This is a genomic window from Telluria antibiotica (assembly GCF_011682055.1).
Taxonomy (GTDB): domain Bacteria; phylum Pseudomonadota; class Gammaproteobacteria; order Burkholderiales; family Burkholderiaceae_D; genus Telluria; species Telluria antibiotica.
This window is the reverse complement of record NZ_JAAQOM010000013.1, coordinates 95,988-122,945: the sequence shown is the minus strand read 5'-3', so window position 1 is coordinate 122,945 and position 26,958 is coordinate 95,988. Positions and strand designations below refer to the sequence as shown.

General features: G+C 68.1%; 25 protein-coding genes. 12 read left to right on the top strand and 13 right to left on the bottom strand.

The features are described from left to right. Positions 1 to 180 precede the first annotated feature (180 nt). Together HAV22_RS20870 and HAV22_RS20865 are read right to left on the bottom strand one after the other, a co-directional pair. Positions 181 to 3,285: an efflux RND transporter permease subunit gene (locus tag HAV22_RS20870; protein WP_166861692.1), complete on the bottom strand. Its 3,105-nt coding sequence runs from the start codon at positions 3,283 to 3,285 to the stop codon at positions 181 to 183. Beyond that, a complete protein-coding gene (locus HAV22_RS20865; RefSeq protein WP_229421341.1) occupies positions 3,282 to 4,451 on the bottom strand; it encodes an efflux RND transporter periplasmic adaptor subunit in 1,170 nt (389 codons plus the stop codon). The genes HAV22_RS20870 and HAV22_RS20865 overlap by 4 nt, the downstream gene beginning before the upstream one ends. Before the next feature lie 121 nt (positions 4,452 to 4,572). Here HAV22_RS20865 and hpnC point away from each other — a divergent pair, with 121 nt between their 5' ends. The 6 genes from hpnC to HAV22_RS20840 all read left to right on the top strand — a co-directional run bounded on the left by hpnC (position 4,573) and on the right by HAV22_RS20840 (position 9,522). Next, positions 4,573 to 5,382 (top strand): squalene synthase HpnC, encoded by an 810-nt coding sequence (gene hpnC, locus HAV22_RS20860; RefSeq protein WP_166861691.1) that lies wholly within the window; start codon positions 4,573 to 4,575, stop codon positions 5,380 to 5,382. Between the two features lie 51 nt (positions 5,383 to 5,433). Continuing rightward, positions 5,434 to 6,267 (top strand): presqualene diphosphate synthase HpnD, encoded by an 834-nt coding sequence (gene hpnD / locus HAV22_RS20855; RefSeq protein ID WP_166861690.1) that lies wholly within the window; start codon positions 5,434 to 5,436, stop codon positions 6,265 to 6,267. Next, entirely contained in the window at positions 6,254 to 7,600 is a 1,347-nt protein-coding gene (hpnE, locus tag HAV22_RS20850; protein WP_166861689.1) for a hydroxysqualene dehydroxylase HpnE, read from the top strand. The genes hpnD and hpnE overlap by 14 nt, the downstream gene beginning before the upstream one ends. 129 nt (positions 7,601 to 7,729) lie before the next feature. After that, positions 7,730 to 7,861, top strand: a complete 132-nt coding sequence (locus HAV22_RS31560) for a hypothetical protein (protein WP_267874818.1) — start codon at positions 7,730 to 7,732, stop codon at positions 7,859 to 7,861. A gap of 22 nt (positions 7,862 to 7,883) precedes the next feature. Then, positions 7,884 to 8,702, top strand: a complete 819-nt coding sequence (locus tag HAV22_RS20845) for a DUF1700 domain-containing protein (protein ID WP_166861688.1) — start codon at positions 7,884 to 7,886, stop codon at positions 8,700 to 8,702. 4 nt (positions 8,703 to 8,706) lie between these two features. Next, positions 8,707 to 9,522 (top strand): head GIN domain-containing protein, encoded by an 816-nt coding sequence (locus HAV22_RS20840; protein ID WP_166861687.1) that lies wholly within the window; start codon positions 8,707 to 8,709, stop codon positions 9,520 to 9,522. Here HAV22_RS20840 and HAV22_RS20835 read toward each other — a convergent pair. Beyond that, on the bottom strand, positions 9,500 to 10,798 hold the full coding sequence (locus tag HAV22_RS20835) for a TIGR03862 family flavoprotein (RefSeq protein WP_166861686.1): 1,299 nt from the start codon (positions 10,796 to 10,798) through the stop codon (positions 9,500 to 9,502). The genes HAV22_RS20840 and HAV22_RS20835 overlap by 23 nt on opposite strands. Before the next feature lie 144 nt (positions 10,799 to 10,942). Between HAV22_RS20835 and HAV22_RS20830 the strand changes: the two genes are divergently transcribed. The 5 genes from HAV22_RS20830 (at position 10,943) to dctP (ending at position 15,341) form a co-directional block, all read left to right on the top strand. Continuing rightward, positions 10,943 to 11,344, top strand: coding sequence for a hypothetical protein (locus HAV22_RS20830; RefSeq protein WP_166861685.1), 402 nt, complete (start codon positions 10,943 to 10,945; stop codon positions 11,342 to 11,344). Next, on the top strand, positions 11,341 to 11,544 hold the full coding sequence (locus HAV22_RS20825) for a helix-turn-helix transcriptional regulator (protein WP_166861684.1): 204 nt from the start codon (positions 11,341 to 11,343) through the stop codon (positions 11,542 to 11,544). Before HAV22_RS20830 ends, HAV22_RS20825 begins: the two co-directional genes overlap by 4 nt. After that, positions 11,541 to 12,491 carry an alpha/beta fold hydrolase gene (locus tag HAV22_RS20820; protein WP_166861683.1) on the top strand — a complete coding sequence of 317 codons (951 nt, stop codon included), beginning with the start codon at positions 11,541 to 11,543 and terminating at the stop codon, positions 12,489 to 12,491. Before HAV22_RS20825 ends, HAV22_RS20820 begins: the two co-directional genes overlap by 4 nt. An 87-nt stretch (positions 12,492 to 12,578) precedes the next feature. Further along, complete coding sequence (locus HAV22_RS20815) at positions 12,579 to 13,940, top strand: M28 family peptidase (protein ID WP_166861682.1); 1,362 nt, start codon at positions 12,579 to 12,581, stop codon at positions 13,938 to 13,940. A 381-nt stretch (positions 13,941 to 14,321) separates the two neighbouring features. Further along, positions 14,322 to 15,341: a TRAP transporter substrate-binding protein DctP gene (gene dctP, locus HAV22_RS20810; protein WP_166861681.1), complete on the top strand. Its 1,020-nt coding sequence runs from the start codon at positions 14,322 to 14,324 to the stop codon at positions 15,339 to 15,341. 30 nt (positions 15,342 to 15,371) lie between these two features. Here dctP and moaD read toward each other — a convergent pair whose 3' ends face one another. The 6 genes from moaD to HAV22_RS20780 all read right to left on the bottom strand — a co-directional run bounded on the left by moaD (position 15,372) and on the right by HAV22_RS20780 (position 22,333). Beyond that, positions 15,372 to 15,629, bottom strand: coding sequence for a molybdopterin converting factor subunit 1 (gene moaD, locus HAV22_RS20805; protein ID WP_166861680.1), 258 nt, complete (start codon positions 15,627 to 15,629; stop codon positions 15,372 to 15,374). 9 nt (positions 15,630 to 15,638) lie between these two features. Beyond that, complete coding sequence (locus HAV22_RS20800; protein WP_166861803.1) at positions 15,639 to 16,874, bottom strand: molybdopterin molybdotransferase MoeA; 1,236 nt, start codon at positions 16,872 to 16,874, stop codon at positions 15,639 to 15,641. Positions 16,875 to 16,897: 23 nt separating this feature from the next. Beyond that, the gene (gene thrC, locus HAV22_RS20795) at positions 16,898 to 18,379 is read right to left on the bottom strand and encodes a threonine synthase (protein WP_166861679.1); all 1,482 of its coding nucleotides are present in this window, start codon (positions 18,377 to 18,379) and stop codon (positions 16,898 to 16,900) included. Between the two features lie 214 nt (positions 18,380 to 18,593). Next, positions 18,594 to 19,970: an L-serine ammonia-lyase gene (locus HAV22_RS20790; RefSeq protein ID WP_166861678.1), complete on the bottom strand. Its 1,377-nt coding sequence runs from the start codon at positions 19,968 to 19,970 to the stop codon at positions 18,594 to 18,596. 106 nt (positions 19,971 to 20,076) lie between these two features. Beyond that, positions 20,077 to 21,039, bottom strand: a complete 963-nt coding sequence (locus HAV22_RS20785) for an NAD-dependent epimerase/dehydratase family protein (RefSeq protein WP_166861677.1) — start codon at positions 21,037 to 21,039, stop codon at positions 20,077 to 20,079. An 88-nt stretch (positions 21,040 to 21,127) separates the two neighbouring features. Continuing rightward, positions 21,128 to 22,333 (bottom strand): glycine C-acetyltransferase, encoded by a 1,206-nt coding sequence (locus tag HAV22_RS20780; protein WP_166861676.1) that lies wholly within the window; start codon positions 22,331 to 22,333, stop codon positions 21,128 to 21,130. 134 nt (positions 22,334 to 22,467) lie between these two features. Here HAV22_RS20780 and HAV22_RS20775 point away from each other — a divergent pair, with 134 nt between their 5' ends. Further along, positions 22,468 to 23,043, top strand: a complete 576-nt coding sequence (locus HAV22_RS20775; protein ID WP_166861675.1) for a helix-turn-helix domain-containing protein — start codon at positions 22,468 to 22,470, stop codon at positions 23,041 to 23,043. Positions 23,044 to 23,128: 85 nt separating this feature from the next. Here the strand turns inward: HAV22_RS20775 and HAV22_RS20770 are convergent, their stop codons facing one another. The 4 genes from HAV22_RS20770 to HAV22_RS20755 all read right to left on the bottom strand — a co-directional run bounded on the left by HAV22_RS20770 (position 23,129) and on the right by HAV22_RS20755 (position 26,813). Further along, positions 23,129 to 23,272: a hypothetical protein gene (locus HAV22_RS20770; protein WP_166861674.1), complete on the bottom strand. Its 144-nt coding sequence runs from the start codon at positions 23,270 to 23,272 to the stop codon at positions 23,129 to 23,131. A gap of 163 nt (positions 23,273 to 23,435) precedes the next feature. Continuing rightward, a complete protein-coding gene (locus HAV22_RS31305; RefSeq protein ID WP_166861673.1) occupies positions 23,436 to 24,704 on the bottom strand; it encodes a tetratricopeptide repeat protein in 1,269 nt (422 codons plus the stop codon). 191 nt (positions 24,705 to 24,895) lie between these two features. Next, positions 24,896 to 25,531 (bottom strand): 3'-5' exonuclease, encoded by a 636-nt coding sequence (locus HAV22_RS20760; protein ID WP_166861672.1) that lies wholly within the window; start codon positions 25,529 to 25,531, stop codon positions 24,896 to 24,898. A 31-nt stretch (positions 25,532 to 25,562) separates the two neighbouring features. After that, a complete protein-coding gene (locus HAV22_RS20755; protein WP_166861671.1) occupies positions 25,563 to 26,813 on the bottom strand; it encodes an Hsp70 family protein in 1,251 nt (416 codons plus the stop codon). Positions 26,814 to 26,958 lie beyond the last annotated feature (145 nt).

Genomic DNA, 26,958 nt, shown 5'->3' with positions numbered 1-26,958 from the left:
TTCAACCCGATATTTTACTGGATTTTCTGACACCATTGGGCACATTTTAATTCACGTGTGCCACGGTTAATTTCACCAAGAATTTCAGCCGTTTACGCAGGGTGGGCTCCCCGAGCCCACGCGTAACGCATGGGTGACGCAACCGTTCGCGTGGGCACAGGGTGCCCACCCTACCGCAATTCAAACGTTGGCGACGGTGGAGGCTTTGACCGGCGGCCGTTTGACGCGGAACCACGCCGCATACAGCGCCGGCAAAAACAGCAGGGTGAGCGCCGTCGCCACGACCAGGCCGCCCATGATCGCGACGGCCATCGGGCCCCAGAACACGGAGCGCGACAACGGGATCATCGCCAGCGCGGCCGCGGCCGCCGTCAGCAGGATCGGCCGGCAGCGCCGCACGGCGCTCTCGACGATCGCCTCCCACGCCGGATGCCCGGCCTCGATGTCCTTCTCGATCTGGTCGACGAGGATCACGGAATTGCGCACCACCATGCCGAACAGCGCAATCACGCCGAGGTTCGCGACGAAGCCGAACGGCTCGTGCGACACGAGCAACGCCATCGCCGCCCCCGCGATGCCCAGCGGGCCCGTGAGGAACACCATCACGGAACGCGAGAAGCTGTGCAATTGCAGCATCAGCAACGTGAACACGATGAACAGCACGAGCGGCACGTTCGCGGAAATCGACTCCTCCGCCGTCGAGCTGTTCGCGGCGGCGCCTTCGAGCTTGATGCGGTAGCCGGCCGGCAGCTTCGCCCGCACCGCCTCCAGCTTCGCGTTGACCTGGTCGGACACGGTCGGCCCCTGCACGCCCTCCACCACGTCGGACTGGACCATGATGGCCCACTCTCGGCCGTAGCGCTGCACGACGCCGGGCTCCCACACGAATTCGATGCGCGCCAGCTGCGACAGCGGCACCGCCTTGCCGGACGGCGTCGCCACGTTCGTGTTCGCGAGCACGGACATGCTCGAGCGCTCGTCCAGCGGCTGGCGCACGACGATGTCGATCAGCCGGTTACTCTCGCGGAACTGGCCGACCGTCGTCCCGGACAGCACGGTGGCGACCGTGCGGCGCACCGCCTGCGACGTGACGCCCAGCGCGCGCAGCTTGTCCTGGTCGAGGTCGAGGCGCAGCACCTTCACGGACTCGTTCCAGTTGTCGTTCACGCCCACCGTGTTCGGGTTGGCGATCATGATCTCCTTCACCTGGTCGGCGACCTTGCGCACGACGCCGATGTCCGGGCCCATCACCTGGAACTGCACCGGGTACGGCACCGGCGGCCCGTTCGGCAGCAGCTTGACCCTGCCCCGCACCTCGGGAAAATCGTTCCTGAACAGGGTCTCGATCTTGCGTTTCAACGCGTCGCGCTGGTGCACGTTCTTCGGCAGCACGACGAACTGCGACACGTTCGACGCGGGGAATATCTGGTCCAGCGGCAGGTAGAAACGGGGGCTGCCGGTGCCGATGTACGACGTCACGCTGTCCGTCTCCGGCTGCGCGCGCGCGAACGCCTCGAACTTCTTCGCGAGCGTCTCGTTGACGGCGAAGCTCGTGCCTTCCGGCGTCCACATCTCGACCATCAACTCCGGGCGGCTGGAGTCCGGGAAGAACTGCTTCTCGATGAACTTGAAGCCGAATACGCCGAGGAAGAACACGGCCAGCGACAGCGCGATGGTCGTCTTGCGCCACTCCACGCAACGGTCGACGAGCCGGCGGAAACGCTGGTACATCGGGGTATCGAACACGTCGTGATGGCCGCTGCCGTGCGGCTGCACACGCAGCAAAATGAATCCGATGTACGGCGTGAACGTGACGGCGACGACCCACGACACGATCAGCGCGATCGCGTTCACGGAAAACATCGCGAACGTATATTCGCCGGCCGCCGATTTCGCGAGGCCGATCGGCAGGAAGCCGGCCGCCGTGATCAGCGTGCCCGTCAGCATGGGGAACGCGGTCGATGTGTACGCGAACGTGGCGGCGTCCAGGCGCGACATGCCCTCCTCCATCTTCCGCACCATCATCTCGACGGCGATGATGGCGTCGTCGACGAGCAGGCCCAGCGCGATGATCAGCGCACCGAGCGAGATCTTGTGCAGCGAGATGTCGAAAATCCGCATGAACAGGAAGGTGATCGCCAGCACGAGGGGAATCGTCAGCGCGACCACGAGGCCGGGACGCACGTCCAGCCGCAATTTCGGCTTGCTGTGCAGTCCGAGCGCGACGAACGACACGCCCAGCACGATGACGATGGCCTCGATCAGGCTGTGCATGAACTCGCCGACGGATGCCGTGACGGCCGCGGGCTGGTTCGACACGCGCTGGAGTTCGATGCCGACGGGGAGCTGGCTCCTGATGCGGTCGACCGTCTTTTCAAGGCCCTTGCCCAGCTCGATGATATTGCCACCCTTCTCCATCGACACGCCAAGGCCGATGACGTCCTTGCCGTTGAAGCGCATCTTGTCGTGCGGCGGATCCTCGTACGCGCGCTGGACGGTGGCGAAGTCGCCGAGCCGGAACGTCGTGTTCCCCGCGCGCAGGCTCAGGTCTTCCAGCTGCTTGATCGATTTGAGGCCGCCCGTCACGCGCACCTGCAGGTTTTCCAGCGGCGTGACGAGGACACCGGCCGATTCGATGCCGTTCTGCGTGGCGATCTGGTTCACGATCTGCTCGAACGGCACCCCCAGCTGGGCGAACTTCTGCTGCGAGAACAGGATGTTGATCTTTTCCTGCTGCACGCCGAACTGCTCGACCTTGGAGACGAGCGGCACGGCGAGCAGCTGCTGGCGCACGAAGTCGGCGTAGTCGCGCATCTCGGCATAGGTGAAACCGTCGCCGGACAGCGCGAAGATGGAGCCGTACGTGTCGCCGAATTCGTCGTTGAAGAACGGCCCGATCACGCCCTGCGGCAGCGTGCCCGCGATGTCGCCGACCTTCTTGCGCACCTGGTACCAGACGCCCGGCACGTCCTTCGGCGGCGCCGATTCGCGCAGCTCGAGGATGAACGTGGTCTCGCCCGGCTTGGAAAAGCTGCGCAGCTTGTCGACGTACGGCGTCTCCTGCAGCTTCTGTTCGAGCTTGTCGGCGACCTGCTGCGCCATCTGGACGGCGGTGGCGCCGGGCCAGTAGGCGGTGATGACCATCGCGCGGAAGGTGAACGGCGGGTCCTCGTCCTGGCCCAGTTTGCCGTAGCTGACGATGCCGCCGATGAGCAGCGCGGCGATCAGGTAGCGGGTCAGCGGGATGTGTTCCAGCGCCCAGCGCGACAGGTTGAAGCCCTTCATTTGGCCGCCCCGCCGGCCGGGGCCGTTCTACCACTCGCTTCCGCTTCCGCGTCGCCGCGGCGCGCCACGTCGGCCGCGAGGATCTTCACTTTCTGGCCGGGCTTGAGCAGGTTCACGCCGGCCGTGACGATGGCCTGGCCCGGCTTCACGCCGCCGCCCAGCAGCACGTCGTTGCCGGCAACGCCCGCGACCTGCACGGGCACGAGTCTTACGGCGCCGTTCTCGATCACCCAGACGGACGTGGCGCCCTTGTTCTGGTACAGCGCGGACAGCGGCACCTTGATCCCGGCCGCGCCGGCGGCATGCACCAGCTGGACGACAGCCGTCATCCCGAGGCGCACGTCGTCCTGCGCGGGAATCGAGACCTTCACCGTGTACGTGCGCGTGGCCGGGTCGGCGACGGGCGACACTTCGCGGATCTTGCCCGCGATGCTGCGGTTCGGGTCCGCCCATAGCTTGACCTTCACGTCGCTCACGTTGCGCAGCTGGTCGACCTGGTCTTCCGGCACGCCGATCACGACCTCTTTCTCGTCCGTCCGGGCCACGCGCACGACGGGCGTCCCGGCCTGCACGACCTGCCCCACCTCGGCATCGATGCCGGTGACGACGCCGTCCGTGTCGGATTCGAGGCTCGCATAGCCGGTCTGGTTCGACTGCTCGCGCGCGGCCGCGCGCGCCGCCTCCATGCTGGCCTGCGCCGAATGCGCGGCCGCCACTTTCTGGTCGAGCACGGCCTGGCTGACGAAATTCTGGCTGCGCAGGTCCTGGTAGCGCTTCATGTCTGCCCGCGCGAGCTCGTAGTTCGTCTGCGCCGCCCGCAAGTTCGCCTGGGCCTGGGCCTGGCCGAGGCGCAGGTCCTGCGGGTCGAGCTGCATCAGCACCTGGCCGCGCTTGACGACGGTGCCCACGTCGACCTTGCGCGCGCTGATCTTGCCGCCGACGCGAAAGCCCAGGCGCGACTCGTAGCGGGGCCGCACGTCGCCGGAGAATGCCGTCGTCGACCCGACCGCGCCCGTCGCCAGGGTCAAGGCCCGCACGGGACGGACGTCCTCGGGCGGCGTCTCGGTGCGGGAACAGCCTGCCAGCAGCGCCGCGGCGAGTGTCAGGGGAAGAACGAACGGGGCGGCGCCGCGCGGGCGCAGGGACATCGAGAGAAAAGCAGGCATTGGTTTCCTCATGCTGGCCGCGGCCGGGATGGCGCGGCACTGTCGTGGATTTAACCTACCAATTATAATCATGCAATTATCGCCAGTAAATGACTTTAGAGTCAGCAATCTATCCCGTCGCATGGCCGTCGACCATTACGAAAACTTTCCTGTCGCGTCGCTCCTGCTGCCGCGCCGCCTCGTGCCCGCGGTGGAGGCGATCTATGCGTTCGCGCGCAGCGCCGACGACCTGGCCGACGAAGGCGACGCGGCGCCGGCCGAGCGCCTCGCGGCCCTGAATGCGTACGAGGCGGCACTGGACGCCATCGCGGCGGGCGCACCGCCGCGCGACCCCATGTTCCAGCGCCTGGCGGCCGTGCTGGCCGAGTACGGCCTGCCGCAACGGCCGCTGCGCGACCTTCTGTCCGCGTTCAAGCAGGACGTCGTCACGCGCCGCTATCCCGATTTCGCCCGCCTGCAGGATTATTGCCGACGCTCCGCCGACCCGGTCGGACGGTTGATGCTGGCGTTGTACGGCGTGAACGACGCGGCGAGCCTGCGCGCGTCCGACGCGATCTGCACGGCGCTGCAGCTCATCAACTTCTGGCAGGACGTCGCGATCGACATCGCCAAAGGCCGCATCTACCTGCCGCAGGACGACATGGCCCGCTTCGGCGTGACGGTCGACGCCATCGAACAGGGGCGCCTGGACCCCGCCTGGCGGGCGCTGATGCGCTTCGAGGTGGAGCGGGCACGGGCGCTGATGCTGGAAGGCGCGCCGCTGGCGACGACGCTCGCGGGCCGCATCGGCTGGGAATTGCGCATGGTCGTCCAGGGCGGCCTGCGCATCCTGGAAGCGATCGAGCGCGCGGACTACGACGTGTTCCGGCGCCGCCCGCGCCTGAAACGCCTGGACTGGCTCGTCGTGGGCTGGCGCGCCATACGGATGTAACGCCTCATCGGCTAAGATAGCGGACCTGGTCCGCCCAATAACAACTTACACATGTCCCCCGACGACTACTGCCAACAAAAGACCGCACAAAGCGGCTCCAGCTTCTACTACAGCTTCCTGTTCCTGCCCCCGGAGCGCCGGCGCGCGATCACGGCGCTGTACGCGTTCTGCCGCGAAGTCGACGACACCGTCGACGAGACCACCGACCAATCCGTCGCGCGCATCAAGCTTGCATGGTGGCGCGGCGAGGTCGCGCAGATGTACGACGGCACGCCGACGCACCCCGTGATGCTTGCGCTGCAGCCGCACTTGCAGCCGTACGACCTGAAACAGGAACACCTGCAGGCCATCATCGACGGCATGGAGATGGACCTCGACCAGTCGCGCTACCTCGACTACCCGAACCTGAAAAAATATTGCTGGCACGTGGCCGGCGTCGTCGGCATCCTGTCCGCGAGCATCTTCGGCGTGACGAACCCGCAGACGCTGAAGTACGCGGAGACGCTGGGCCTCGCGTTCCAGCTCACGAACATCATCCGCGACGTGGGCGAGGATGCTCGCAAGGGCCGCATCTACCTCCCGATCAGCGAGCTGCAGCAGTTCAACGTGACGGCCGCCGACCTGCTGAACGCGCGCCACAGCGAGAAGTTCGAGGCGCTGATGGCGTTCCAGGCCAGGCGCGCGCAAGCGCTGTACGACGAAGCGTACGCGCTGCTGCCGCAGGAAGACCGGCGCGCGCAGCGTCCCGGCCTCATGATGGCCGCCATCTACCGCACCCTGCTCGACGAGATCGAGCACGACGGGTTCCACGTCCTCACGCAAAAGATCTCCCTCACGCCGCTGCGCAAGCTGTGGCTCGCGTGGAAGACGTATGTCCGCGGCTAAGGCGCAGCGCCGCGTCGCCGTCGTCGGCGGCGGCTGGGCCGGTTGCGCGGCGGCCGTCGCGCTGCTGGACGCCGGTTGCGGCGTCACCTTGTTCGAGGCGGCGCGCACGCTAGGCGGCCGCGCCCGCGCGATCGAGACGGACGGCCGCCTGCTCGACAACGGCCAGCACATCATGCTCGGCGCCTATGCCGCCACCCTGAAACTGATGCGGCGCGTGGGCGTCGACCCGCGCCGCGCGATGCTGCGCCTGCCGCTGCAGATGCGCTATCCGGCGCTTGATGCCGGCATGGACTTCGTCGCGCCGCGCCTCCCGGCGCCGCTGCACGTATTCGTCGCGCTGCTGCGTGCGCGCGGCCTGGACCGCGCCGACAAGCTGGCGCTGGCCCGCTTCACGACGAGCGCCCGCTGGATGGACTGGCAGCTGCACAACGACTGCACGGTCGCCGAACTGCTGGAGCGCTTCGACCAGACGCCGCGCCTCGTCCAGCTGATGTGGAGACCACTCTGCCTCGCGGCACTGAACACGCCGCCGGAACGGGCATCGGCCCAGGTCTTCCTCGCCGTGCTGCGCGACAGCCTGGGCGCGCGCCGCGCGGCATCCGACATGCTGCTGCCGCGCGTACTGCTGGATGCCCTGTTTCCCGACGCGGCGCGGCGCCACCTGGAACACCGCGGTGCCGCCGTGCGCACCGGAGAACGCATCACGGCGCTTGCCCCCGACGGCGGCGCATGGCGCCTGCACGCGGGCACCGACGTCCAACCGTTCGACGCCGTCGTCCTCGCCACCGCGCCGTGGCAGGCGGCCGCGCTACTGCGCCCCCTGGACGGCGCCGCGGACACCGTCGCCCGCATCGACGCCCTCGCCTACGAACCCATCGCCACGATCTACCTGCAATACGAGGCCGGCACGCGCCTGCCGCTGCCGTTCTGCGCGCTGGCCGATGCGCCCGACGACGGCCGCTGGGGCCAGTTCGTGTTCGACCGCGGCCAGCTCGACCCCGGCCAGGACGGCCTGCTGGCCGTCGTCGTCAGCGGCGCGGACCCGGCCGGCGAGATCGGCCACGAGGCCCTCGCCGCCGCCGTCGCCGTGCAGCTGGCCGCTGCGTTCGCGCTGCCGGCGCTCGCCACCCCGCTGTGGTCGCGCACGATCACGGAAAAGCGGGCGACGTTCGCCTGCGCGCCGGGCCTGGACCGTCCCGCCAACGCGACCGGCCTGCCGGGCCTCGTCCTCGCAGGCGACTACACGGCCGGCGAATACCCCGCGACCCTGGAGGCGGCCGTGCGCAGCGGCGTGGCCGCGGCGGGCGTCATGACAGGCAAGGCGACGCCATGACGGGCCACCGGCCGTCGCGCCTGGGCGCGCCCTGCCCCGCGAATTCCGCAGCTCGTCGCACGGCAGTGGCGCCCATCGGCGCGCTTCCGTACAGTGGCTGCATCGAAACGAGTGTTAGCGGAAATGCAAATGAACATCCATCTCGGCGTGCGCACCCTTGCCCTGCTGGCCGTCGTGGCGGCCGCGACGAGCATCCTCGTCCATCCCGGCGTCGCCGCAGACCCGGCATTGAATGCCGCGCTCTTGCTTGGCCGAAACTAACAGGATCGCGGTAGGAATCACGATGGGCAAACTGGAATACCTCGACGCGCTCAAGCGGGCCATGCTCGGCCTGCCGCCGGACGTCCAGGCGAAGACGCTGGCGTATTACGAACAGCGCTTCGTCGACGGCATCGCGGCCGGACGGGGCGAACCGGACGTGGCGCGCGAGCTCGACGACCCCTCGAAGATCGCCATGACCCTGCGCGCCAGCGCGCACCTGAACGCCTTCGCCGAGAAGAAGAGCCCGGCCAACGCCTTCGCGGAGAAGAAGAATCCAGCCAACGTGCTGCGCGTGATGGTGTCGGCCGTCGGCCTCGCGATCTTCAACCTGTTCATGCTCGTACCCGCGCTCGTCTACGCGACCCTCGTGTTGTGCCTGTACGTGGCGGCGTTGACGTTCTACCTCGCAGGCGTCGCGACGACGGCGAGCGGCCTCGCGGGGGCCAATGAGCTCGTGCTCGACTGGCCGAGCCGCTTCGTCACGATCGACGACGATGGGCGCGGCCGGCAGTTGCGCGTCAACATCGGCAGCAACGGCATCATCGTGAACGAGGAGCGCCCGCAGGTCGCCGACCCGCTGCCGCCGGAAGACAAGGCCGATCCCGACAGCCGCCTCGAGCGCTCGCGCGCCCTGCGCAGCGCGCACGCGCTCGCGGACAGCACGCTGCGCATCAGCACCGACATGGATGCGGAGTCGCGCACGACGCAAACGCTGTTCGGCCTGGGACTCGTGCTCGGCGGGATCGCGCTGTTCCTGCTGTCGCTCGTCGTCACCCGCTGGTCGTTCGCCGGCTTGCAGCGCTACGTGCAGATGAACCGCGCGCTGCTGAAAGGGAGCTGACAGCATGCGCGCTCTCTTCAAAGTGGCGTTCAGCCTCCTCGTCCTCGCCGTCGTGCTGATCGGCGCGGCGTACAGCATGCTGCGCGCCCACGGCACGAACGGTCCGTCCAGCCCCGGCGGCCGCCTCGTCGCCACCGAGCGCCGGCCGCTCGACAAGGCCGTCGCCAAGATCGACCTGTCCGGCCCCGTGAACCTCACCTTGCGCCAGGGCGCGACGCCGGCGCTCGAAGTTCGGGGCGAGCAGCGCCTGCTCGCGAACATCGACACGACCGTCGACGGCGACATGCTGCACATCGGCCCGCGCGGCATCCTGCTGCGCCACCGCACGCCAATCGAAGTCACCGTCACGTTGCCGGCGCTGGAATCGCTCGCGGTCAACGGCAGCGGCGAGCACACGGTCAGCGGCTTCGCGGGCGACCACCTCGACCTGGCGCTGGACGGTTCGGGGAATATGCGGTTCAACGGCCGCTACCGCGAGGTCATGGCCGCCGTGCACGGCAGCGGCGACCTCGAACTGACGGCCGGCGCCTGCGATACGGTCGACGCGGCCGTCGTGGGCACGGGGCGCCTCACGCTGGTCGGATCGAGCCGCGAGCTGCACGCGGAACTGCGCGGTGCGGGCGACCTGGACGCGCGCCATCTGCGCGCCGACGACGTCGACCTGAGGCTGGAGGGCTCGGGCGACGGCGCCGTCTATGCGCGCAAGCGGCTGCATGCCGACATTGCCGGCAGCGGCGAAGCGCGCGTGTTCGGCAACCCGGACGAACGGACGGTCAGCCGCAAAGGCACCGGCGCCGTCACGTTCGACGACAAGAACTGACGAGCCAATCCAGCGCCGCGCGCCCCGCCGCGCGGCCGCTGCCGAAGCACGCGGTCAGCAGATAGCCGCCCGTCGGCGCCTCCCAATCGATCATCTCCCCCGCGACAAAGACGCCGGGCGCATCCACGCCGGGCGCATCCACGCCGGGCGCATCCACGCCGGGCGCATCCTTCAGCTTGGCGCCGCCCTCCAGCGCCTCGAAGCGCACGCCGCCCGCGCTGCTGATCGCCTCGTCGATGGGGCGCGGCCGCTTCAGCACGAGCGGCAACGCCTTCAGCGCGCGTGCCAGCTTGGCGGGCTCGGCGTAATCGGCCTTGCTCAAGACCTCGTGCAGCAGCCCGGATTTCACGCCCTTGATACCGAGGCGGCTCTGCAAATGACTTGCCATCGACCGCGTGCCGCGCGGTCGCGCGACCTCGTCCAGCACGCGCTCACGATCATGGTCGGGCAGCAGGTCCAGCAGCACGGTCGCCTGGCCGTCGCGCGCGATGCGGTCGCGGATGCGCGCGGACAGCGCGTACACGAGGCTGCCCTCGACGCCCGTCGCCGTCACGACGAGCTGGCCCTTGCGGAAAGCCTCGCCATCGAGCGCCATTGCGACGGTCGTCAGCGGCGCGCCGGCGTAGCGCTCGGCGAAGTGCGGGCTCCAGTCCGCATCGAAGCCGCAGTTCGCCGGCACCAGCGGCGCCACGGCGACGCCCCGTTCCGCCAGCAGCGGCACCCAGGCGCCGTCCGAGCCGAGCCGCGCCCAGCTCGCGCCGCCCAGCGCCAGCACGGTCGCCGCCCCGCGCGTCTCCACGAGCTGCTCGCCATCCGGCGTCGCGAACACGAGCGCGCCGTCGCGCCACCCGAGCCAGCGGTGCCGCATGTGGAACGCGACGCCGGCCTCGCGCAGCCGGTGCAGCCACGCGCGCAGCAGTGGCGCCGCCTTCATGTCGGTCGGGAACACGCGGCCGGACGTGCCCACGAACGTGTCGACGCCCAGGCCGTGGATCCATGCGCGCACCGCGTCGGGCGGGAACGCATCCAGCCACGCCTGCACGGCCGGCGCGCGCTCGCCGTAGCGGCCGACGAACGCGTCATAGGCTTCCGCATGCGTGATGTTCATGCCGCCCTTGCCGGCCAGGAGGAATTTGCGGCCGACCGAGGGCATCGCGTCGTACAGGTCGACCCGCGCGCCGCCCGCCGCGAGCACCTCGGCCGCCATCAGGCCGGCGGGGCCGCCGCCGATGACGATGGCGTGGCGTGGGGAGGCTTCGGTCGGGGACTCGGACATGGCGGTGGCGGGAAAAAATCGGAGGCGAGCATTGTAGTCGAATGCGCGGCAAAAAAGCGATGTAAAGGAAGCTTGACATCGGTCCGGAGCCCGCCTACCATGTAAAGCATACTTTACATGACGTCTATCTGAAGGAGGTGTACGATGCACGAGAAACGCGTGGCGCGGGCCTACCGCACCGAACTGTGGACGGCGATCGCCGTGTACGTCGTATTGCTGTTCGTGTCGATCCGCTACGGTCGGCCGATGGACGACGGCCTGCAGCGCACGATCGTCCTGCTGGCGCCCATGATCGGCTTCGGCCTGATGATCCGCGCCATCGCGCGCCACGTCGCGCGCATCGACGAATACCAGCGCCTGCGCCTGCTGGAAGGTGTCGCCCTCGCCGCCGCCATCACGTGCGCCGTCACGTTCAGCTACGGCTTCCTCGAGACGGCCGGCTATCCGAAGCAGTCGATGTTTAGCGTGTGGATCGTGTTGGGCGCCAGCTGGGGCCTCGTGAATCTCGTGCGCGGCATACGGGCCCGCCGCGCCGTCGAATCATGAAGAACACCATCCGCGACTTGCGCGCGGCGCGCGGCTGGAGCCAGGCGCACCTGGCCGACCTGCTGGACGTGTCGCGCCAGACCGTCATCGCCATCGAGACGGGCCGCTACGACCCGAGCCTGCCGCTCGCGTTCGCGCTGGCCCGGCTGTTCGAACAACCGATCGAATCCATTTTCTTCCCCGACCAGGAGACCGCATGAACATCGTAAGACTCACGGCCGCACGGGCCGCCTTCTTCGCCGCCCTCGCCCTCGGCACCCTGCCTGCGGCGCACGCGGCCGATGCCGTGCCGCCGCCGAACCGCTACGCCGCCACGATCGCGCCGGCCGAACGGTTCGAGATCGGCGGCGTGCTCGTGGAGCGCCACGGCAGCGCCGGCCGCCCGCTGATCCTGATCCCCGGCCTCGCCAGCGGCAGCTGGGTGTGGCAAGGCACGGTGCGCGCGTTCTCGCGCGACCATGCCGTGTATGTGCTGACCTTGCCCGGCTTCGACGGCCGCCCGCCGGCCGGCCCCACGCCGTTTGCCGCGGCGCGCGCCGCCGTCGAGGAATTGATTGCGAGCCGCCACCTCGACAAGCCCGTCATCGTCGGCCACAGCCTCGGCGGCATCCTCGCGCTCGCGGTGGCCGAGGACAAGCCGGCGTCCGTTGGCGGCATCGTCAGCATCGACGGCCTCCCGGTCATGCCCGGCACGGAAGACCTGCCGCCGGCGCAACGCGGCCAGTTCGCGGACCGCACGCGCCTGCAGATCGGCCGCCAGCCGCCCGCGCTGTTCGCCCAGCAGCAGCAGGCGTACATGCGGACGATCGGCGTGCTGGACATGAGCCGCGCCGACGCGCTGGCCCAACTGACGGCGCGCAGCGACCCGGCCTCGGTCGGCGCCTGGGCGGCGGACGTGCTCACGCTGGACCTGCGCCCCGGCCTGAAGACGATCCAGGCCCCGGTGCTCACCATCGTCCCGTACCTGGACCTGGACAGCGCCCAGCAGGGCCTGACGCCGGCCGCAAAGGCCGACTACTACCGCGCGCTGATGGAGGGCACACCCAAGCTGCAAGTGGTGACCGTCGCCCCGGCGCGCCATTTCGCGATGTTCGACCAGCCGGAGGCAGTGACGGCTGCGATCCGCACGTTCCTCGGCACGCTGTAAAGCTTCCCCGGCCCGGCGCCGTCGGGTACAGTGCATGCGGCGGCGCCGCGCGATCCGCGGCGCCGACCCGTCCGACCAAGGAGCCACATGCACCCCGTACTCAAGACCCTCCCGATCCTGCTGCTGGCCAGCGCCGGCGCCCGCGCTGCCCAACCGGCGGACATGGCGCTGCCCGCGCGCCAGGCCGAAATCGACGCGATCGTGCGCGCGATCTCGCCGCAGCGCATCCACGCATACGTCGACAAACTTGTCAGCTTCGGCACACGGCACACGATGTCGGAGACGGAATCGGACACGCGCGGCATCGGCGCCGCGCGGCGCTGGATCAAGACCGAGCTGGAACGCTGTGGCGCCGGCCGCCTCGACGTGCGGTTCCAGAGTCACGTGCACCCCGTCGCCGCGCGTATCTCGCGGCCGACAGAGATCGTCAACGTCGTCGCCACCTTGCCCGGCACGCAGCCCGCATCGAAAGACCGCTACTACGTCGTCAGCGGCCACTACGACTCGCGGGTGACGGACGTGATGAATGCGACGGCCGACGCGCCGGGCGCCGACGACGACGCGTCGGGCACGGCGGCCGTCATGGAGATGGCGTGCGTGATGGCCCGTCACACCTTCGACGCATCGCTCGTCTTCATGACCGTGGCGGCGGAAGAGCAAGGCCTGTACGGCTCCGGCGACTATGCGGCGAAAGCGAAAGCGGCCGGGATGAACATCGCGGGGATGCTCAACAACGACATCATCGGCAGCTCGCACGACGAACGCGGCAAGCTCGATAACGCGGAAGTGCGGCTGTTCGCGGAAGGCGTCCCGCCCGTGAAGGAGACGACACCCGCGCTGCGGACACTCCTGCAAACGGGTGGCGAGAACGATTCGATCACGCGCCAGCTCGCGCGCCACGTGAAGGAGACGGGCGAGCGCTACGTCCCCGGCTTCAAGGTCAACATCGTCTACCGGCGCGACCGCTACCTGCGCGGCGGCGACCACAGCCCGTTCCTCGACGCCGGCTACGCGGCCGTGCGCTTCACGGAACCGCACGAGGATTTCGACCACCAGCACCAGGACCTGCGCACGGAACACGGCAAACCCATCGGCGACCTCCCCGAATACGTCGACCCGGAGTACGTCGCGCAGGTGGCGCGCGTGAACGCGGCGTCGCTCGCGTCGCTGGCGCTCGCCCCGGCCGCACCGCGCGACGTCAAAGTAAAGACGGCGAACCTGGACAACGGCACGGACCTCGTGTGGGCCCCGAACACGGAACCGGACCTGGCCGGCTACCGCATCGTGTGGCGCGACACGACGGCCCCGCAGTGGCAGGGCGCGCAATTCGTCGGCGACGTGACGGCATACCGCCTCGACCTGTCGAAGGACAACCTGCTGTTCGGCGTGCAGGCCGTCGACAAGGACGGCAACGTCAGCCCCGCCACCTACCCCATTCCCGCCCGCTGACCCATGTGGGGCGTCTCCCGCCCTGCACGCTACCGAAGGCAGGGCGCGTCCCGCCCCGCATAATCTGTCAAAAAACGCCGGTAACCGACCGGCCGCGCCCGCCGCACGCGCGGCGGCGCAGCATGCCACACACCCGATCCAGCGCAACAACCGTCGACTCTGGCGCGCGATACTTTCGCGCTGAGTCCTTGATTTTTCGGCCGATTTTTATGCTGCGACGCATTATTCTTTGCCTCAATATTTTCTTGACAAGCCAACAGCTGAGTCTATTCTTATACGCACTATAAAAGTCACAAATGCGAACGATGCACGCCTCGAGCGGTCGTCCAGAGGGGTCCACGATTCGTCCGGTAGTCCGTAATACCATCTTGGAGGATGTATATGTCGGTAATGACGCGCAGGACAATGCTGGTCGCCGTCGCGGCCAGTCCGCTGTTGCTACAAGCTGCATGGGCCCAGCCCACGAACCTCAAGATTTCCCATCAATTCCCCGGCGGCAGCGTCGCCGAAGGGGATTTCCGCGACCGCCTGTGCCGCATGTTCGCGGCCGAGACGGAGCGGCGGACCAAGGGACGCATCAAATTCAAGATCTACCCCCGCTCCACCCTGATGAAGAGCGACGCGCAGATTCCCGCGCTGGCCAAGGGCGCGCTGGACATTTCGCTCGTGCCGCTGTCCTACGCCGGCGCCACGCTGCCCGAAGTGAACATCGGCCTGATGCCGGGCCTCGTCACGTCGTACGAACAGGGTTATGCGTGGAAGAACGAAGAGATCGGCCGCGAATTCAACCGCATGCTCGCGGACAAGGGCCTGATCCTGCTGAGCTGGATCTGGCAGGCCGGCGGCATGGCCTCGCGCGGCAAGCCCATCATCGATCCGGAAGATGCGGCCGGCCTCAAGGTGCGGGGCGGCTCACCGGAAATGGACAGGATCCTGAAAGAGGCGGGTGCGACCGTCGTCGACATTCCGTCGACCGACATCCGCGCCGCGATGGAAAAGGGCCAGCTCGACGCGGCGATGACGTCGTCGTCGTCGCTGATCTCGTACCGGCTCGATGAAGTGGGCAAGTACCTCACGACGGCGCGCGGCGGCACGTACTGGTTCATGCTGGAACCCCTCATCATGTCGCGCGCCGCGTTCGACCGGCTGCCGCGCGACCAGCAAGCCATCCTGTTGTCGGTCGGTGCCGACCTGGAAGCGTTCGCGCGCAAGTCGGCCGAGCAGGACGATGCCGCCGTGGCCGCGCTGTTCCAGGGCGCCGGCGGACGCACGGTGGACCTGAACAGCGACTCGCTGCGCAAATGGCAGGACCTCGCGCGCGCGACCGCGTGGCGCGATTTCGGCGAGCGCAATGCGAATTGCGCGAAATTGCTGGCGCTGGCCGAGAAGACGATCGTCTGACGTCTTGCATCGCCCCCGCGTGGCTGGCGCCTATCCGCCCGTCACCGGGGGGAAGAATGCCACTTCCCCGCCTTCGCGGATGGGAGTCTCCGGTTCGCACATCACGTGGTCGAACGCCATGCGCAGCGCGCGCTCGTGCGCCAGCGCTTCGGCCCAGGCGCCGCCTCGGGCAATGAGGAAGTCGCGCACGGCGCCCACCGTCGCGACGCCGGCCGGCAGATCGACGGATTCGCCCGAGCTGCCCAAGGCTTCGCGCACGCTGGCGAAGAATCGCAGATTGATCTTCATGGATGTCTCTCAGTACTGCAGCGCGCTGAATGGAATGAAGCGCACGATGTCGCCTTTCGCGATCGCCTGCCCCGGCGGATTGTCGATCAGGCCGTCGGCCCACACGGTCGACGTCAGGACGCCGGAACCCTGGTTGGCGAACAGGTCGAGGCCGCCCGCGTCGTTGATGCGCGCGCGCAGGAATTCGTTGCGGCGGTCCGGCCTGGCCCAGTCGAAGTCCGCGCGCAGCGGGATCGCCCGCGGTTCCACGGCGCCCGTCACGCCTTGCACGCGCAGCAGGAACGGCCGCACGAACAGTAAAAACGTGATGAAGCTGGACACCGGATTGCCCGGCAAGCCAAGGAAGAACGCAGTGCCGGGGGCACTGCGTTCGCCAGACCCGTTGCCGCCCGAGCGATCGACTTCGCCGAACGCCAATGGCTTGCCCGGCTTGACGGCGATCTGCCACATGTTCAACCGTCCTTCCGCTTCGACGGCCGGCTTGATGTGGTCTTCCTCGCCGACCGAGACGCCGCCGGACGTGATGATCACGTCATGCTGTGCGGCCGCGGCACGCAAGGTGTCGCGCGTGGCCTGCAGCGAGTCCGGCACGATGCCGTAGTCGCTGATCTCGCAGCCGAGGTTCTCCAGCAGGCCGCGCAAGCTGAAGCGGTTCGAGTTGTAGATGGCGCCCGGCTTCAAGGGTTCGCCCGGCATCGCCAGCTCGTCGCCGGTGAAGAACACGGCCACGCGCACGCGCCGGCGCACGGGCAGGCGCGCGAGGCCCACGGAGGCGGCCAGCCCCAGTTCCTGGCTGCGCAGCCGCGTGCCGGCTGGCAGGATCACGCTGCCCGCGACGATGTCCTCGCCGGCGCGGCGGATCCATTCGCCGGGCTGCGGCGTGTGCTTCACCGTCACCTGGTCGCCGTTCGCGTCGCACTGTTCCTGCATGACGACGGCGTCCGCCCCTTCCGGAATCAGCGCGCCCGTGAAGATGCGCGCGGCGGTACCGGGCTCCAGCTTCGCGCCGACGGTGCCCGCGGGAATGCGCTGGGCGATGCGCAACGTGGCTGCGCCACTCGCGCAATCGGCCGCGCGCACGGCATAGCCGTCCATCTGCGTGTTGTCGGCGCTGGGCACCGAGAGGCCCGAGACCTGGTCGGTCGCCAGCACGCGGCCGTTGGCGTCCAGGGTGGCGACGTCCTCGACGCCGTCCACCACGCGCGCGGACGCCAGCAGGACGTCGAGCGCCTCGCGTACGGGCATCAACGGCTTGCGCCCTGGCTGACTCACTTTGCGAGTCCCGTGTGCGCCGCGATGAATTCCTTCATCTCGGCGACGTTCGCATGCATCACGACGAAGCGCTGCGGCAGGGTCTCGATGTCCTCGAAGCCGGCCGGGCGCGCGGCGTCGGTGCCCAGCGCTTCGAGGATCGTCTCGTTGAACTTCGCCGCCAGCGCCGTCTCCAGCACGATCATCGGCACGCCCGGCTCGACGTGCTCGCGCGCGACCTTGATGCCGTCGGCCGTGTGCGTGTCGATGGTGATGCCGTAGTCGTCGAACACGTCGCGGATGGTCGCGAGGCGGTCCGCGTGCGTCGAGCAGCCGGACTGGAAGCCGTAGTTGGCGACGCGCTTGAATTCGTCGCCGTCGCTGCCCGGTCCGCCGGACAGGTCGAAGCCGCCGTGCGTGTCGACCTTGCGGAACAGCGCGTGCGTGCGGTCCGCATCGCGGCCGACGAGGTCGTACACGAAGCGCTCGAAGTTCGATGCCTTCGAGATGTCCATCGACGGGCTCGACGTGTGGTACGTCTCGGACGATTTGCGGACGCGGTACACGCCCGTGCGGAAGAATTCGTCCAGCACGTTGTTCTCGTTCGTCGCGACGACGAGCTTCGCGATCGGCAGGCCCATCATGCGCGCGATGTGGCCCGCGCAGATATTGCCGAAATTGCCCGACGGGACCGTGAACGACACTTTCTGGTCGTTCGACGTCGTCGCCTTCAGGTAGCCGCGGAAGTAGTACACGACCTGCGCCACGACGCGCGCCCAGTTGATCGAATTGACGGTGCCGATCTTGTGGCGCACCTTGAATTCGAGGTCGTTCGAGACGGCCTTCACCATGTCCTGGCAATCGTCGAACACGCCTTCGACGGCGATGTTGAAGATGTTCGGGTCCTGCAGGCTGAACATCTGTGCCGTCTGGAACGCGCTCATCTTCTTGTGCGGCGACAGCATGAACACGCGGATGCCGCGCTTGCCGCGCATTGCGTATTCCGCCGCGCTGCCCGTGTCGCCCGACGTGGCACCGAAGATGTTCAGCTCGTCGCCGTTCTTCGCCAGCGCGTACTCGAACAGATTGCCCAGCAGCTGCATCGCCATGTCCTTGAACGCGAGCGTCGGGCCGTTCGACAGGCCTTGCAGGATCAGCGTGCGTTCCGGACTCTGTTCCAGCACGCGCAGCGGCGTGATCTCGGACGCCGATTCGTCGGCGCGCGCGTTCTTGTAGACGTCGGCGGTGTACGTCTTCGCGGTCAGCGCCTTCAGGTCCGCGTCCGGGATGTCGGTGGCAAACTTGCGCAGGATTTCGTAGGCGAGTTCCGCGTACGACAAGGTGCGCCAGGCGTCGAGCTCGGCGCCCGTCACCTGCGGATACTGTTCGGGCAGGTACAGCCCGCCGTCCGGCGCGAGGCCGCCCAGCAGGATGTCGGAAAAGTTCTGGGGATTACGTGCAGCGGACGCGCTCGTCGCGCGGGTGGACACATATTGCATACGTTAGAAAAGATCGGGGTTGGCAGGCGGTGAACAATTATTATAGTCCGGACCGGGTAATATTGTCTTTTTGCCGAATATTGTTCGCTAAATTCAATTCAAATCGATGCTTTCGGCGTGTGGTGGGCACGGGGTGCCCACCCTGCGGCCTCGCAATCCACGCGCGGCCGGAATTTCGTAGGGTGGGCGGGCTCCGCCCACCAAAGCAGCGCCATCAGCAGGCGGCGTGATTCACCGTCACCACGTGCACGGCCAGCCCGCCCAGGGACGTTTCCTTGTACTTGGCCTGCATGTCGAACCCGGTCTGGCGCATCGTCTCGATGACGTCGTCCAGGCTGACGAAGTGCGTGCCGTCGCCCTTCAGCGCCAGCGACGCCGCCGTGATGGCCTTGATGGCGCCCATCCCGTTGCGCTCGATGCACGGGATCTGCACGAGGCCGCCGATGGGGTCGCACGTCATGCCCAGATGATGCTCGATGCCGATCTCGGCGGCGTTCTCGATCTGGCCGTTCGACCCGCCCAGCGCCGCGACGAGGCCCGCCGCCGCCATCCCGCACGCGACGCCGACTTCGCCCTGGCAGCCGATCTCCGCACCGGAAATCGAGGCATTCTTCTTGCACAGCATGCCGATCGCCGCGGCCGTCAGCAGGAAGTCGTGGATGCCGCGGCGCGCATCGCTGGGACGGCAATCCTCGGCGTAGTAGCGCAGCACGGCCGGGATGATGCCCGCCGCGCCGTTCGTCGGCGCCGTGACGACGCGGCCGCCGGCCGCGTTCTCTTCGTTCACTGCCATCGCATACAGGCTGACCTGGTTGACGGCATCGTGCGGCAGGTGGTTCGTCGTCTCGCGCGCGGACTGTTCCTGGCGCCACAGCTTCGCCGCGCGGCGCTTGACGTTCAACCCGCCCGGCAGCTCGCCTTCCGTGACGAGGCCGTGCGCGATACAGCCGCGCATCACGTCCCAGATGCGGTCCAGGCCCGCATCCAGCGCCTCGTCCGTCATCCGGGCACGCTCGTTCGCGCGCAGCATGGCGGGGATGGTCAACCCGTCGCGGGCGCCCTGCGCCAGGAGTTCGCGCATCGTATTGAACGGGAACGGCACCGCGACAGTCTCGCGCGCCGCCTGCGTCTCGCGCGGCGCCGTGATGAAGCCGCCGCCGACCGAATAATAGATGCGCTCGATGACACTGCCGTCCGCCAGTTTCAGCACGAAGCGCATGCCGTTCGGGTGCTCGGGCAACGTCGACTGCTTGTGCCACACGAGGCTCGTGCTGCGTGTGAACGGCACGACCTTCGTGCCCAGCAGGTTCAGCACGCCGTCCAGCTCCGCCTCCGCGAGCTTGTCGTCGACGGTGTCCGGGTCGACGTCCTGCGGCGTCTCGCCCATCAGGCCGAGGATGACGGCCTTGTCGGTCGCGTGGCCCACGCCCGTCAGCGCGAGCGAGCCGTACAGATGGGCTTCCACGCCCACGGCATCGTCGAGCGGCCCGCACTCGATGAGGAAGCGGCGTGCCGCGACCATCGGGCCCACGGTGTGCGAACTCGATGGGCCGATGCCGATCTTGAAAAGGTCAAATACGCTCATGTCCATGAGCTGTCTCCTGTTGTCGTGATGAGGGCTGTCGCTACGTCTCGTGGACGCCGCCCTTTTCAGTTGGACGTCGGCCGCTCGTGGCGGCCGCGGCAATGGATGGCGATCAGGCCGCCTTGCTCATTCCCACGTCGACGTTGGCGAGCATGTCCTCGACCATCGCTTCGATGCCGACGCGCGCGTTCCAGCCCCAGTCCGCGGTGGCGCGGCTGTCGTCGAGGCTCTTCGGCCAGGAATCGGCGATCTGCTGGCGGCTGTCCGGCTTGTACGCGATGCGGAACGCGGGCAGTTTCGCCTGGATGGCGGCCGCCAGCTCGCGCGGATTGAACGACACGCCGGCCACGTTGTACGACGAGCGGATGACGACCTGTTCCGCCGGCGCGTCCATCAGTTCAATCGTGGCGCGGATCGCATCCGGCATGTAGATCATCGGCAGTGTCGTCTCCGGGCCGAGGAAGCATTCATAGGTCTCGCCGCGCAGCGCCGCGTGGAAGATCGCGATCGCGTAGTCCGTCGTGCCGCCGCCCGGCGGCGACTTGTAGCTGATGATGCCCGGGTAGCGGATGCTGCGCACGTCCACGCCGTACTTCGCGTGGTAGTACTCGCACAGGCGCTCGCCCGCGAGCTTGCTGATGCCGTAGATCGACGTCGGGTCCATCACCGCGTACTGCGGCGTGGCTTCGCTCGGCGTATTCGGGCCGAACGCGGCGATCGACGACGGCCAGAACACTTTCAATTGCTTGCCGGCCTCGCCCCGCTCGCGCGCGATCTCGAGGATGTTGAGCAGACCGTCCATGTTCAACGTCCAGGCCTTCAGCGGCACCTTCTCTCCGGTGGCCGACAGCAGCGCCGCGAGCTGGTAGACCTGCGTCACGTCTTCGGTTGCGATCAGGCCCGCCACCGCGTCCTTGTCGAGCACGTCGAGGCGCACGTAGCGCGCGGCGCCGTACAGGTTGTCCGCGCCGATGTCGGCCGCGATCACGTTCGCGGCGCCGTGCTGCTGCGCGAGGGCGGTCACCAGTTCACTGCCGATCTGGCCGTTGGCGCCGATGATGAGGATGCGTTCCATGCGTTCTTACCTTCCTTTTGGCTTCGTGAGCCTGTTCCGGCGCACCGCTTCGTGGGCGGCCGCCGGTCGATCTTGTAAAGCGCCGGGATCAGGCGGCCTTGATGATGCCCAGCTCGCGCCCGGCCTGCTCGAAGGCGCCCAGCACCTTGTCCAGTTGTTCGCGGGTATGCGCGGCCGACAGCTGCACGCGCACGCGCGCCTGGCCCATCGGCACCACCGGGTAGAAGAAGCCCGACAGCAGCACGCCCAGCTCGAACATGCGCGCCGCGAATTTTTGCGCGACGGGCGCGTCGAACAGCATCACCGGCACCACCGGGTGCGTGCCCGGCTTGATGGTGAAACCGATGCGCTCGATCTCGCGCCGGAAGTATGCCGTGTTCTCGTGCAGCCGGTCGCGCAGTTCGGTCGACTTGCCGATACGGTCCAGCACCGCGAGCGACGCCCCGGCGATCATCGGCGCCAGCGTGTTCGAGAACAGGTACGGGCGCGATTTCTGGCGCAACGTCTCGATGACTTCCTTGCGGCCGGACGTGAAGCCGCCCATCGCCCCGCCCAGCGCCTTGCCGAGCGTGCCCGTGATGATGTCGATCTTGCCGACGACGCCGCAGTGCTCGTGCGTGCCGCGGCCCGTCCTGCCCATGAAGCCGGAGGCGTGCGATTCGTCGATCATCGTCAGCGCGCCGTATTTCTCGGCCAACGCGACGATCTTGTCCAGCTGGGCGATCGTGCCGTCCATCGAGAACACGCCGTCCGTGACGATGATCTTGTGGCGCTTGCCGGCGCTCGTCGCGGCCTGCAGCTGCGTTTCCAGGTCGGCCATGTCGTTGTTCGCGTAGCGGTAGCGCGCGGCCTTGCACAGGCGGACGCCGTCGATGATCGACGCGTGGTTCAGCGCGTCGGAGATGATGGCGTCGTTCTCGTCGAACAGCGGTTCGAACACGCCGCCGTTCGCGTCGAACGCGGCCGCGTACAGGATCGTGTCGTCCGTGCCGAGGAATTCGGACAGCTTGCGCTCCAGCGCCTTGTGCACGGTCTGCGTGCCGCAGATGAAACGCACCGACGACAGGCCGTAGCCGTATTTCTGCAGCGCGGCCTCGGCGGCCTTCTGCGTCTCCAGGTCGCCCGACAGGCCCAGGTAGTTGTTGGCGCACATATTGATGAGCGTCCGGCCGTCGTCCGCCACCACTTCGGCGCCCTGGCGCGAAGCGAGCACGCGCTCGGGCTTGAACAGGCCTTCGGTCTTCAGCGTGTCGAGTTTCTGCTGCAGGTCGCTATAGAATGCTGGGTCGCTCATCGTTCTCGTCCTTGTGGTTGGCGAATGGTATATAGTGGCGGTGCGTTCGATGTATGGAACGTGTTCTATATTTCGAACAGAAATTCAATATATTGAATCTTACCCCCAGCCATTGAACTTGGCAAGCAAGCTCCATGAACAAAGCAGTCACCACCAGCGCCCCGCCCGAAGTCGGGGCCACCCTGCAGCGGCTGCGCCTCGCGCGCGGCCTCACCCTGGAAGACCTGTCGCGCATCGCGGGCGTGTCGAAATCGATGCTGTCGCAGATCGAACGGGAAAAGGCCAACCCCACGATCGCCATCACGTGGCGCCTGGCCAATGCGCTCGGCGTGCCGATCGGCGAACTGCTGTCGTCCGAAGTGCGTCCGGTCGACCTCATCCGTGTCGTCGACGCCCACGAAATCCCGACCCTGCCCGGCAGCCACGCGGGGTATTCGCTGCGCATCCTCGGACCGATGGACCTTGCCGGCAAGTATGAATGGTATGAACTGACGTTGCAGCCGGGTGGCGAACTGGCGTCGCAGGCCCATGATCCGGGTACCACCGAGCACTTGACCGTGGTCACCGGGACGGTTGAACTGGAGGTCGGGGCCGAGAAGCGAAAAATCAAGCACGGCGCGACGGCGCGCTATCCGGCCGACCAGAACCATGCCATCCGAAATGCCGGCAAGACGGAAGCGAAGGCGCTGCTGGTGGTCGTGCACCGCTGACGGGACGTTGACAAAACAAAAACCCCTGCGCGCGGCAGGGGTTGTCGTGAGGTTCCGTCGGTGCGGAACCGGTGCTGGCGGATGCTCAGCGCGGCGTCAGCGGGCCGCTACGGTACGAGGCACCGACGAGTTCGAGTGCGCGGCAAGCTTCCGTGCAGAGCGCGCGGAACAGGCGGCCGAGCGCGCTGTCGGCAGTGCGGCGGGCAGAGATGGTGGTGGTGGCGTTCATATCGGCTCCATTGCGTGTCGTTCAGTGATGAACACAGTCTACGTCCGCCCGAGATATCAATCCAATTTCCATTTTCGATCGCTGCCATACACGTCAGTGATGTCATGGTAGTGCGATATCACGTATGGCTGCCTGCCCCATCACGCCGGCTTATCGCCGCGCATCACGCGACACGGCGCTCCGGCCCCGCGTACAGCCGAACCCGCTGCCACTGCCGGCGCCGGTCCATGCCGGGGTCGGCCTGGTCACGCGCGAGGCGGCGCCCGACGCTGGCCTTGCCCGCAGCCGCGGCCGGATCGCCGCCATCGGCCGCCAGCAGCATCCACAGATACGACTGCACGGCATCGCGCGCGACGCCGCGCCCGCTGCCGACCATCGTTCCCAGGTTGTACTGGGCCAGCGCGTGCCCCTGTTCGGCGGCGAGGCGGTACCAGTGCACGGCCTCCGCATCGTCCTGTGTGACGCCGGTGCCGTTCGCATACATCGCGCCGAGATTGTTCTGCGCGCTGGCGTCGCCCTGTTCCGCCGCACGGCGATACCAGGTGGCGGCCAGCACGTCGTCGCGGGGCACGCCCTGTCCGTTCGCATGCATCACGCCGAGCGTGAACTGCGCCTTCGCAGCGCCCTGTTCCGCCGCGCGCCGGTACCAGTACAGCGCCCCTCCGCTGCCGACGTCGCCGAACCAGCGGGCGAGGCTGAGCTGGGCTTCCGCGTCGCCCTGCTCCGCCGCGCATTCGAGCCACGCGCGCGCGCCCAGCGCATCGGACGGCGTCCCGAGGCCGGCCAGATAGGCCAGGCCCAGCAACCGCTGCGCAGGCGCATGGCCGCGCGCGGCCGCCCGCCGGAACCAGTACAACGCCTCTCCCTCGCTCGGCGCGACGCCCTGGCCGCGGCGGACCATCAGTCCCAGGCCGACTTCAGCTTCGGCGTCGCCCGGCAAGGCGGCCTTGCGGAACCACGCCAGCGCGAGCGGATAGCTGCATGCGACGCCTGCACCTTCCAGGTAGCACGTCCCCAGCATGCGCTGCGCGCTCGCCAGGCCCTGCTCGGCCGCCTTGTAATACCACGCGACGGCCTCGCCCGCACCGCGCTCGACGCCCCGTCCGGCAAGGTACAGGTCGCCGAGGTTCTGCTGCGCCGACGCGTCGCCCTGCGCGGCGGCGCGGCCGAACCAGTAGGCGGCCGTCTTGTCGCACTGCGCGACACCACGGCCCTGGAAATACATCGTGCCCAGGTGGTTCTGCGCGAACGCGAGGTGCTGGCGTGCGGCCCGCTCCAGCCAGCGGCAGGCCGCGGCCTCGTCCTGCGCGGTACCGTCGCCGTTCTTGTACATCATGCCGAGGTTGAACTGCGCGTACGGGTTGTCGCGGGCAGCCGCGCGCGCGAACCAGGCGAACGCGCCCGCGCGCGGGACCGACTTGTCGATTTGCATGCGTTGCCCCCGGACGGAGTCAAAGAATTGGCAAAAGTGTAATGATGCGATGCATCACGGATTTGAGGTGCGCCAACGTGAAGGGGATGGACGAGCGCAAAAACGATGTCGACGCGACGCGTCGGCCGAAGCGGCCGCGCGCACGCGACGACAGAAGCTGCGCGGGGGAAACAGGTGAGCCGCGAACGCCGTCAGGCCGGCACGCGCCGGCCGGCCGCGTACGCACCCATGAACGCCGCGACCTTGGCGGCCGCCACGCGGTTGAGCGACACGAGCAAGCCCGGATCGACGCCGCCCAGGCCATACGTATCGTTCAGGTGCCGGCCGATGTGGATGAGCAACAGAGCCGCCACTTCGGCGTCGGCCTCGGCACGGTGGGCGCGGCCGCTGAAAGCGATGCCGAGCGTGCGCGCCAGCTGACCGAGCTTGTAGCTCGCCTGGCCCGGGAACACGCGGCGCGACAGTTTCAGCGAGCACACGAGTCCGCCATGGCGGCACCCGTGCCCCAGCAGCGCGCCCTCCGCCTTGAGGAACTTCTCGTCGAAGCTGGCGTTGTGCGCGGCGAGCACGTCGTCGCCGATGAAGTCGATCAGCGCGGGCACGACATCAATGGCCGGCGGCGCGCCGTCGACCATCGCCTGCGTGATGCCCGTCAGTTGCGTGATGAACGACGGCACCCGCACGCCGCAATTCACGAGGGAGACATAGCGCTCGACGATGCGTCCATCCGCGATGCGCAGCGCCGCCACTTCCGTGATGCGGTCGCCGGCGTCGGGCGACAGGCCGGTGGTCTCGAAGTCGAGCATGACGATGGGGCGTTCGAACACGATGCTGCCTTTCTAGGGGTAAAGACGGGTTTCAGCCGAATTTGCGGGCCGCGTCGAGCGCGAGTCCGGCGCCGATGCTGCCGAACAGGTCGCCTTCGACCTTGCGCGCGTCCGGCACGATGGCGGCGATGCGCTCGCGCAGGCTCGCGACGCCGCTGGAACCTCCGGTGAAGAACACGGTATCCACGCGGTCCGCCGCGATGCCGGCCTCGTCGAGCAGCCGGCGCACGGTCGCACCGACATTGTCGACGAGGCCACCGATCGACGCCGTGAACACGTCGCGGCCCACGCGCAGCCGCTCCGGTGGCGCGAGCCGGTCGAGGTCGAGCGCGACTTCCGGCGCGTCGGACAGCCCGATCTTCGCCTCCTCCACGCGCATCGCGAGCCAGTGTCCCGCGCGCTCGTCGATCAGGTGCTGCAGGCGCTTGAGCTTGTCCGGCTCGGCCGCGTCGCGCACGAGGTCGGCAAGCTGCGCGATGTTCTTGCGCGTGTACGCCTGGTTGATCGTGTGCCACGTCGCCAGGTTGAAGTAATAACTCGACGGCACCGCCGCACCGGACAGCAGCGCGCTGCCATGGCCCAGCAGTGGCATCACGGACGCAAGGCTCAGGTATTTGTCGAAGTCCGTGCCGCCGATGTGCACGCCGCCGGTGGCGAGGATGTCGTCGCGCCGGTCCGCGCGGCCCGCGCGCGCGGGGCCCAGGCGCACGAGCGAGAAGTCGGACGTGCCGCCGCCGATGTCGGCAATCAGCACGAGCTCTTCGCGGTCGATGCGCGATTCGTAGTCGAACGCGGCGGCGATCGGCTCGTACTGGAAGCCGATTTCCGTAAAGCCGACAGCGCGGGCGATGTCGGCCAGCGTATCCTCGGCGAGGCGGTCCGCGTCGGGATCGTCGTCGACGAAATACACGGGGCGTCCGAACACGGCGCGCTCGAACGGGCGGCCCGCCTCGCGCTCGGCACGGCGCTTGACCTCGCCGATGAAATACCCGAGCAGTTGACGGAACGGCAACGCGCGGCCCGCGACTTCCGTCTGGGCTTCCATCAGGGGCGTGCCCAGCAGGCTCTTCAGCGAACGCATCAGACGGCCGTCGTAACCTTCCAGGTAATCCGCCAGCGCGGCACGGCCATAGCGGACCTGGTCGTCGTCCGCGTTGAAGAACACGACGGACGGCAACGTCGGCTTGCCGTCCTCGAGGGCCAGCAGCACGGGTGCGCCGGGCCGCACCCAGCCGACGGTGGAGTTCGACGTGCCGAAATCGACGCCGCAAGCGTTCGCCATGGAAGTCTTTCGATGAAAAGGGGCGGAATGTTACCAGATTCCGGGCGCCGCGTCCCTTGCGGCAGGGCCACGCGACGGACGCCGCGCGCGCCTGTCTCATGCATACCACGCGCCTGCGTGGCGCCCTGTCGCGCCGAGCTGCGCG